Origin of the sequence: Faecalicatena faecalis (assembly GCF_012524165.2) — a bacterium.
GTDB classification, from domain to species: domain Bacteria; phylum Bacillota; class Clostridia; order Lachnospirales; family Lachnospiraceae; genus Faecalicatena_A; species Faecalicatena_A faecalis.
In genome coordinates, this window is the sequence record NZ_JABACJ020000017.1 from 99601 (window position 1) to 107742 (window position 8142).

General features: G+C 43.7%; 8 protein-coding genes. 7 read left to right on the plus strand and 1 reads right to left on the minus strand.

Going from position 1 to position 8142, the window contains the following annotated elements; all coding sequences use genetic code 11:
* The first annotated feature begins 48 nt into the window (after nucleotides 1–48).
* On the plus strand, nucleotides 49–1404 hold the full coding sequence (locus HGO97_RS16360; protein ID WP_216243741.1) for a right-handed parallel beta-helix repeat-containing protein: 1356 nt from the start codon (nucleotides 49–51) through the stop codon (nucleotides 1402–1404).
* Between the two features lie 174 nt (nucleotides 1405–1578).
* Here the strand turns inward: HGO97_RS16360 and HGO97_RS16365 are convergent, their stop codons facing one another.
* A complete protein-coding gene (locus HGO97_RS16365; RefSeq protein WP_216243750.1) occupies nucleotides 1579–2241 on the minus strand; it encodes a Crp/Fnr family transcriptional regulator in 663 nt (220 codons plus the stop codon).
* Between the two features lie 189 nt (nucleotides 2242–2430).
* On the opposite strand from HGO97_RS16365, the gene HGO97_RS16370 reads away from it, so the two are divergent.
* From HGO97_RS16370 to crcB, 6 genes are all read left to right on the plus strand, one after another.
* Nucleotides 2431–3783, plus strand: coding sequence for an MATE family efflux transporter (locus HGO97_RS16370; RefSeq protein ID WP_216243752.1), 1353 nt, complete (start codon nucleotides 2431–2433; stop codon nucleotides 3781–3783).
* Nucleotides 3784–3905: 122 nt separating this feature from the next.
* Nucleotides 3906–4559: a TetR/AcrR family transcriptional regulator gene (locus HGO97_RS16375; protein ID WP_216243754.1), complete on the plus strand. Its 654-nt coding sequence runs from the start codon at nucleotides 3906–3908 to the stop codon at nucleotides 4557–4559.
* A 96-nt stretch (nucleotides 4560–4655) separates the two neighbouring features.
* Complete coding sequence (locus HGO97_RS16380; protein WP_216243756.1) at nucleotides 4656–5897, plus strand: MFS transporter; 1242 nt, start codon at nucleotides 4656–4658, stop codon at nucleotides 5895–5897.
* Between the two features lie 74 nt (nucleotides 5898–5971).
* Complete coding sequence (locus HGO97_RS16385; protein WP_216243758.1) at nucleotides 5972–6613, plus strand: endonuclease III domain-containing protein; 642 nt, start codon at nucleotides 5972–5974, stop codon at nucleotides 6611–6613.
* A gap of 59 nt (nucleotides 6614–6672) precedes the next feature.
* Entirely contained in the window at nucleotides 6673–7542 is an 870-nt protein-coding gene (locus HGO97_RS16390; RefSeq protein ID WP_408610865.1) for a DNA-3-methyladenine glycosylase family protein, read from the plus strand.
* Nucleotides 7543–7608: 66 nt separating this feature from the next.
* Entirely contained in the window at nucleotides 7609–7977 is a 369-nt protein-coding gene (gene crcB, locus HGO97_RS16395) for a fluoride efflux transporter CrcB (RefSeq protein ID WP_216243760.1), read from the plus strand.
* Nucleotides 7978–8142: the final 165 nt, after the last annotated feature.

Genomic DNA, 8142 nt, shown 5'->3' on the forward strand with positions numbered 1-8142 from the left:
TTTACGACAGAATGATGAGCGGGTTGACTTTATCAGGAGGATGGATGAATGGCTAGTAAAAATTATTATGATGTAACAGAATGGAAGATTGGTAATCCATATGAGGATATTGGTGAGGTAATCAATAGTATCATTGCAGATATCAAAAGCAGGCAGACAGAACTGGATGTGAATGAAGGGGGAAAACCGGGCGCCGTAATCTATATCCCGTCCGGGGATTATCATCTTCGCACACAGGTGGTGATAGACATCAGCTATTTGAAGATTATGGGGGCTGGGCATGGATTTATCTCGTCCAGCATCCGCTTTAACATTCCGCAGAATGAGTGGGCAGAGCTTCATGATTTGTGGCCGGGAGGGAGCCGTATACTTGTGGACCTTATGCCAGAAGCAGGAGGCGAGGAAGCAAAAGGGGCTGCATTTTACGTGGAGCGCAGCGGAGATCCACGAATCAGCTCAGTGGAATTTGAGAACTTCTGTATTGACGGACTTCATTTTGTGGATGATGGGCTTGGAAAAGCTGAGCCGGAGAATACTTATACAAACGGAAAGACAGGGATTTATATAGCGGGAGCACAGGATTCCTTTCGGATTACAGGCATGGGGTTTGTGTATTTGGAACATGGAATTACGATTTATGATGCAGATGCATTATCTATCCATGACAATTTTATTGCTGAATGTGGAAACTGTATTGAACTGCGGGGGTCGGGCCAGGCATCCAAAATAACAGATAACCTTATGGGAGCCGGTTATAAAGGCTATTCTATTTTTGCACAGAATTTTGGCGGACTTTTGGTCACAGCAAACAATATTTTCCCTCGGGGAACAAGTAGTGTTCACTTTGACAGTGTGGCGCGGTCTTCCATTACCAGTAACAGGTTCCATTCCTTCTATCCCGGCATGTTGGTGTTTGAAGGCAGTTGTTCGGAGAATCTGGTTTCATCCAATCACTTTTTACGGGATCATGAACCATGGCCTCCGATGCAGGGACTGGATAATGGGCTGGATGATCTGTTCGGACTTTTGAATATCAGTGGAGACCATAATTCCATCGTTTCAAATCACATTTCGGAGACCATAGGGACACAGTATATCAAGCCGGAAGGAGCAAGGCCTGTTATCATTCATGTTGTCTCTGGGAAGGGAAATCATATTTCCAACAACCATATCGTTGCGACAACTGAAACAGCGGGAGAACAAAATGATGGAGCCGCTTCTTGCTTTTCCGCACAGGTAGGAGCTTTACTGACGACGGATAGATTGGCAGAGCTTGAAGTGACAACCGTTCTTGTGGAGAAAGAGGCGGTTCAGAATACCGTACTCGATTCAGGAAGTGAGACACAGGTCATAATAGATAAGACGGTAAATGCATTTAGGGGAACTCCTGTGCCTGGAGTATAAGTTGTTTTGAGTAAATAAGATGAAAAAAGTCCTCCGATGAGTTAGGAATGTACAATATACATTCGACTCATCGGAGGATTTCTCTTTTTTATTTTCCACAGTTTAGTCCATATAAAGAGAACAGCAGATCTTTTCTGGTAAAGTTTTTCATAAACCTATCCTTCTAATGAAAGTTTATAATGTGCCGGGGGGAGTCAGCAGCTCTTCCAAATCCTTCCGCTTGAGTATTGTGATCCGTCCATAAGCTACAGCGATGATACCGTTTCGTTTCCACTCATTTAATACTTTGTTGACGGTCACCCGGTTCAGACCTAGGATCAGAGCGAGATCCTCCTGGGTATAAGGAATGCTGGATGCTGTGACACCACGGTCCCGGTCCGGGTGTTTTGTCTCATGCAGCAGAAGACTTGCGATTTTCTGATAGCGGTCATAAAGTGTGACTCGCCGCAGCTGTTCCGTCAAATGGTTGCAAGTATTTGACAGCAACTGAAGCATGATCTTCATCAATTCCTCTGATTCTGCCATATAGGAATATAAATGTTCCAAGTCACACACAAAGAGTTCAACATCTGTGACAGAAGCCACAGAGACCGGACGTACACACTGGGATAAAAAGGAGGACTCTCCGAATATCCTGCCTTTTTCAATGATTTCATATGTGAGCTCTTTCCCAGTATTTGTTATGTAATAAGCGCGGACACGTCCTTTACGTATAAAATAAATTCCATCTGCTATTTCACCCTGCAGATAAATGGCCTCATTTGGCCGATAGGTATGGAGCCGTCCTGCCTGTTCAAAGCAGGGGGTGAGATGTTCGGGAATTTTAATTTGATTCATAAGCTTCCTTCTTTCAAAAGAGTATACCAAAAGTGTTCGTTAGATAAAATCGTAAAAAAGTATACCGTAAAAGTATATCATTTTTTCTGTCAAAATTGTAGCCTTGGCTACAGAAAAATTGTCAGAGTTCTGTTTTAATAGATTTCACAAAAAGGTGGGGACCATGAAAAGGAAGGATGAGAGTTTATTATGAAACAAATTTCTTTAACAGAGGGGAATGTATGGAAGGTATTACTGCGTTTTTCTATTCCATTTGTACTTGCAAATCTATTACAGGCACTTTATGGGGCAGTGGATCTGATGGTGATTGGTGCATTTTGTTCGGCAGACAGTATTGCAGCCGTTTCTACAGGAACACAGGTGACACAGATTATTACCAGCTTGATTTCAGGACTGACGGTAGGGGGCACAATTCTAGTAGCAAAATATACCGGGATGGGAAAATTAGAAAAGGTCGCGTCTGCCATTAGTACGACTATTCTGTGCTTTGCACTATTTTCCGTGGTACTGACGATCGTGATCGCCGGGGCTGTTTCACCGATTTTGAATTTATTGCAGGTGCCTGCGTCATCGATGACAGAAGCATACAGATATATCCTGATTTGTAGTACAGGAATTTTCTTTATTTGTGAGTATAATGCGTTGTGTGCAGTTTTAAGAGGGTATGGAGATTCTGTCAGCCCGCTTTTGTTTGCGGCTGCAGCTTGTGTATGCAATGTGATCGGGGATATCTATACGGTAGGGTATCTTCATATGGGAGCAGCAGGAACAGCGCTGGCCACAGTCTTTTCACAGGGAGTCAGTATGATTCTTGCGTTTTTCTATCTGCGTCGGCGAAGCTGGCCTTTTGGAATCGCGCTGCGCGGATTGAAGATGGAAAGAGGGCTGTTCAAGGAACTGGTCAGCGTGGGTGTACCCGTGTCTTTTCAGGAATGCATGGTGCGTGTCTCTTTTCTTTACCTGACTGCGATCATTAATAGTTTTGGAGTGTATGCGGCTTCCGCAGTGGGGATCGCAGGAAAATTTGATGTATTTGCCATGCTTCCGGGTACGTCCATTTCGGCGGCATTGACGGCACTGACAGCCCAAAATGTAGCAGCAGGAAAGCGGAATCGTGCCAGATGTTTTGTACGTTATGGGATTTCTATTTCTTTGGCGTGTGCTGCCGTCTTTTTCTTGTGGGCACAGTTCCATCCACAGTCTATGATCGGACTGTTTTCGAAAGACGCGCAGGTGGCAGCATGCGGAATTCGGTTTATGAAGACATGTAGTCTGGACTATCTGGCAGTGTCCGTATTATTTAGCTTGAATGCCTATCTGAATGGCTGTGAAAAGACTGTATTTACAATGCTGAATTGTTGTACCGGGGCATTGCTGATCCGGGTGCCGATTCTATTCTTCTTGGTTAGCAGAGGTGTGAAAAATCTGACCTACTATGGTCTGGTCTCACCGTTTTCTACAGTCATCATGATTGCAGTGATCGGCATTTATATGAGAAGAGCATCTGCTCCTGTAAAATATCAGCAGAGAGCGACGGTTTAAAATTACGGTTCACTCGGCAATGGAAAATAACTTTCATAAATGAATTGACAAACATACTGATGGTATGTATAATAAACATACCGTTAGTATGTAAAATCAAAAGATGAAATGGGAGGCAGACAATGGCAAGAAATAAGCATCCTGAGGAGACAAGGAATCTAATTATCGATACCGCGGCACGTCTTTTCATAGAGCATGGATATGAGCATACGTCTATTCAGGATATTATCAACCATTTAGGGGGATTAAGCAAAGGCGCTATTTATCATCATTTTAAGTCAAAAGAGGAGATTATGACTGCTGTGGCCGACAAGCTATATTCGAATACCGAGGCAGAGATGTATCGCATATGCAGCAGAAAGGATCTGAACGGAAGGGAAAAACTGAGTCAGCTTTTTTCAGCCTCATTGTCAAATCCTGCACAGGCAGAGATATTCAAGACTTCCATTGATATGCTGGATAATCCACAGCTCCTTATCATTTATCTCCGTGATACGGTACAGAAGGATTCGACTCAGATGGTTCATAAGGTGATAGAGGAAGGACTTGTGGATGGATCAATCTGCACAGATTATCCGAAACAGCTGGCAGAGGTCTTGATGCTGCTTGGTGATATCTGGCTGAATCCGATGGTCTATAATTGTGAACCAGAAGAAATGCTGGAGAAGATTAAGTTTTATCAGCATTTGCTGCGGCTCCTTAATTTGGATATCATTACAGATGAGATGATTAGAAGTATAGAAGAATATGCAAATATATACAAGGATAATAGATAGGTTCCTGTAAATGATTCTGTCCTGTAATTTCAGGGCAGATAATTTTTAAATATATACATACCGGCAGTCGGTATTAATAAGGTGGAGGTTAAAAGAATGGAGCAGAAAAAAGGTTTTACAAAGGATTTTTGGCTGGTTGTAGCAGGGCAGATCATCTCCCTATTTGGAAACTCGATCATGAGATTCGCGCTTCCGATTCATTTGTTGAATGTAACGGGATCGGCGGCTTTGCTGGGAATTGTATCAGGGTTTGCATTTCTCCCACTTGCAGTGATGGCTCCGATAGGCGGAATGATTGCTGACAGAGTGAATAAAAGAAATATCATGGTATTCCTTGACTTCTTTACTTCAGGTCTGACAGTTCTATTTCTGATTCTGTATGGAAGAGTAAGTCTGACAGGGCTTGTACTGGTCATGCTGTTTATGCTGTACGGAATCAGCGGTGCATATCAACCGTCCGTGCAGGCGAGTATTCCGGTCCTGGTAGATACAGAGCATGTCATGACAGCAAATGCTGTGATAAACATGATTTCTTCACTTTCGGGGCTGCTGGGTCCTGCGCTGGGCGGAATCGCATACAGCTTATGGGGAATTTACCCGATTCTATATGTGGCAGCTCTGTGCTTTTTTATATCAGCAGTCATGGAAATTTTTATTCACATTCCTTTTGTGAAAAGAACGAGGATGGAATCGATTTTACGTGAGATGGGGGCAGATTTAAAAGAGAGTCTTTCCTTTATTATGCACAAGAAGCCCGAAATTGGTAAACTGACATTGTGTTGTGCAGGTGTAAATATGGTTTTATCCGCCTTGATGATTATCGGTCTCCCGGTAATTGTAATGCAGTTGTTAGATTTTAGTGCAGCTCAGGCGTCAAGACTGTACGGGTTTATGCAGGGAATCCTGGCAATCGGCGGATTGATTGGGGGAATCGGAGCAGGTGCCCTTGGAGGAAAGATGGAAGTCAGAAAAAGCTGGAAGCTGATTGGCTTTTGTGGGATTCTCCTGGTACCTATGGGGATTACCCTGTTCGCAGACTGCTCACCATGGATCGCTTATATCGTCCTGGCGGCTGCGGGGATGACGAGTATGGCACTGGCCGCCATCTATACCATACAGATTATGTCATATATCCAGATAACCGTGCCGCAGGAAATTGTAGGAAAGGTCATTTCCTGGGTAATCGCCGTGTCGACCTGTGCACAGCCGATCGGCCAGGTCGTTTATGGAATCTTATTTGAGCAGTTGAAACGCGGAGCATGGATCGTCTTTATGACAGCGGCAGTATGCAGCATAGGAATCGCGATCTACAATAAGAAGTGCGTGGAGCAATTATAATTCTCTGACAGGTATTTCACGAGCATAGTATTCATGATATAATGCTCGTAGAGTTTATTCCTGGAGGTTATGATATGACGAAAGAAGAATTGGCATTAGAAGTGATCGAACGTTTGAAAAGGGAATACCCGGATGCAGGATGTACATTGGATTATGATCAGGCGTGGAAACTGCTCGTCAGTGTCCGGCTTGCTGCCCAGTGCACAGATGCTAGGGTAAATGTCGTGGTAGAGGACCTGTATGCAAAATATCCTGATGTGGAGTCTTTGGCAGAGGCAGATGTGGAGGACATTGAGAGAATCGTGAGACCGTGTGGACTTGGAAAGAGTAAGGCAAGAGATATCAGTGCCTGTATGAAGATGTTAAAGGAAGAATACGGCGGAAAGATTCCAAGAGATTTTAATGCACTGTTAAAGCTTCCGGGAGTAGGACGAAAGAGCGCAAATCTGATCATGGGAGATGTTTTTGGCGAACCGGCAATTGTAACAGATACTCACTGCATTCGTTTGACAAACCGTATTGGGCTGGTAGATGGAATCAAGGATCCAAAAAAGGTAGAGATGGCATTGTGGAAGATTATTCCGCCCGAGGAGGGCAGCGACTTCTGCCATCGTCTTGTTTATCATGGAAGAGATATCTGTACGGCAAGGACGAAGCCATATTGTGACAAATGCTGTCTCGCAGATATCTGTGCAAAAAACGGTGTGGAAGAGTAATGAAGATGGATAATACAATGGAGAAGCAGGAAGTATCCCATAATCATAAAAATACACCGATCACGATCCGGTCTTATGAATGTTTTGATATCGGACAGATCTGTGAATCGGGTCAGTGCTTTCGTATGAGACCATTACAGTCGGGAACATATGAAGTAATTGCAGGTGATAAGTATTTGAAAATTACACAGGATGGAAATGAATGCATTTTTCACTGTGATGAAATGGTATTTGAAGATTTTTGGAAACATTACTTTGATTTGGACACACAATACGAACAGTACCGGGAGAAAATCAATCCCAGGGATCAGTATCTGAAAAATGCTGCTGAATTTGGCTGTGGAATCCGAATTTTAAACCAAGATCTATGGGAAATGATAGTTTCCTTTTTGATTTCCCAGCAGAATAATATCATGCGCATCCGCAGGTGCATCCAGAATATCTGTGAGAGGTATGGGGAGAAGCTAGAAGCAGCAGATGGAACAGTCTATTATGGGTTTCCTAAGGCAGAGGCACTGGCATGTCTTAAGGAGGATGAACTAAAAGATTGTAACCTGGGATATCGCAGCAAATACGTGGTGAGGACGGCCCGCAGTGTGGTGAATGGGGAGTTTTCATTAGATCAGGTTCGAAGCATGTCCTATCAGAAGGCAAAAGAAGAGCTGTTAAAGCTGTTCGGTGTGGGCGTGAAAGTGGCGGATTGCATCTGCCTCTTCGCACTGCACCAGTTAGAAGCGTTTCCGGTCGATACACATATCAATCAGGCATTGAAAAAGCATTATCCCAAGGGATTTCCAAAACGAAGGTATAAGGGCTGTGAAGGGGTCATGCAGCAGTATATCTTTTATTATGAATTGCTGGGGAAAGAACAGAAAAGAGTGGAGTCGGGGACGAAGGATGGTCGGCAGACAATGGAAGATGTGCGGTAAAAGATAAATAGTCGATGATTAAGCCGCAGAAGATAAAGGAATAAAAGAAAGGTTTGGTAGGATGAGGTGACAGGATTTATTTTTGTTGGTTTGGGCGGAGCTGCAGGGGCTATACTGAGGTATGGAATCAGCCTGCTTCCTTATAAGGGGAGTTTCCCACTTTTGACTTTCATAACGAATCTATGTGGTGCAGTATTGATCGGGTATATTGCAGGAATGGCGGCAGGAAAGCAGATGCCCTCGGGTCTCGTTCTTTTTTTGAAAACAGGTGTGTGTGGAGGGTTTACTACCTTCTCTACTTTTTCTTTGGAGACCTATAATTTGATGGAACAAGGGCATTATGGACAGGCAGGAGGATATGCAGTATTGAGCGTGGTGCTTTGCCTGGCAGGAGTCTGGTGCGGCATGGCCTTGGCACGGGTGACCTGCAGGTAAGAAGGAGCATGCAGACATGAAATGTAATAGATAAATGAGGGCTGCGGCATCAGTGAGTCTGTGAAAGTTTTTCTGTAATTAAAGATTTATAAGGTCTTCTATGATAAAATAAAAATCATAGGAGGCCTTTTATTATGGCAAGAGAAAAGAAACCTGTACACAAAG

Bases quoted from the DNA above. Each gene is read 5' to 3' on its own strand.
- HGO97_RS16360 (WP_216243741.1), top strand. From the start codon at position 49: ATGGCTAGTAAAAATTATTATGATGTAACAGAATGGAAGATTGGTAAT.
- HGO97_RS16365 (WP_216243750.1), bottom strand. From the start codon at position 2,241: ATGAATCAAATTAAAATTCCCGAACATCTCACCCCCTGCTTTGAACAG.
- HGO97_RS16370 (WP_216243752.1), top strand. From the start codon at position 2,431: ATGAAACAAATTTCTTTAACAGAGGGGAATGTATGGAAGGTATTACTG.
- HGO97_RS16375 (WP_216243754.1), top strand. From the start codon at position 3,906: ATGGCAAGAAATAAGCATCCTGAGGAGACAAGGAATCTAATTATCGAT.
- HGO97_RS16380 (WP_216243756.1), top strand. From the start codon at position 4,656: ATGGAGCAGAAAAAAGGTTTTACAAAGGATTTTTGGCTGGTTGTAGCA.
- HGO97_RS16385 (WP_216243758.1), top strand. From the start codon at position 5,972: ATGACGAAAGAAGAATTGGCATTAGAAGTGATCGAACGTTTGAAAAGG.